Raw genomic sequence first — 709 nt, 5'->3', positions numbered from 1 at the left:
TGACCTGGTGCGCTGGAACCAGGACGGCGAACTGGAGTTCGTCGGGCGCGCCGACCACCAGATCAAGGTCCGCGGCTTCCGCATCGAGCCCGGTGAGATCGAGAACGTCCTCACCGAGCACCCCCACATCGCCCAGGCCGCCGTGGTGACCCGCGAGGACCAGCCCGGCAGGACCCGACTCGTGGCCTACGTGGTGACTCGCGACGTCCTGCGGCCCCGAGAGGCAAGGGAGTTCGCGCGCGAGCGGCTGCCCGAACACATGGTGCCCTCGGTCGTCGTTCCCCTCGACAGCCTGCCGCTGACGGCCAACGGCAAGCTGGACCGGGCGGCTCTTCCCGCGCCGGACTTCACGTCGGCCGGAGCCGGGCGGGAGGCGCGCACGCCGCAGGAGCAGATCGTGTGCGACCTGTTCGCGCAGGTGCTCGGGCTGGCCCGGGTCGGCGTCGACGACGACTTCTTCGAACTCGGCGGCCACTCGCTCCTGGCCACCCGTCTGATCGCCCGCATTCGGGCCGCCTTCAGCGTCGAGATCGGCCTGCGCACCCTCTTCGAGGCACGGACCGCGGGTGCGGTCGCGGCCCGTCTGGACACCGCAGGGCCCGCACGGCTCGCCCTGGTCAGGCAGCAGCTGCCCGACGCGGTGCCGCTGTCGTTCGCCCAGCGCCGGCTGTGGTTCCTGCACAAGATGGAGGGGCCGAGCGCCACCTAC

Annotated in this window: 1 protein-coding gene; it reads left to right on the top strand. The window is 71.9% G+C overall.

Features of this window, described 5'->3' with window-relative positions; translation table 11 throughout:
• The coding region (locus C1708_RS33575) for a phosphopantetheine-binding protein (protein ID WP_133169127.1) at positions 1-709 on the top strand (709 nt) is incomplete at both ends.

Origin of the sequence: Streptomyces sp. DH-12, assembly GCF_002899455.1 — a bacterium.
In the GTDB taxonomy this organism is placed as follows: domain Bacteria; phylum Actinomycetota; class Actinomycetes; order Streptomycetales; family Streptomycetaceae; genus Streptomyces.
The sequence above is the reverse complement of the archived record's forward strand: the minus strand, read 5'-3'. Positions and strand labels throughout refer to the sequence as shown.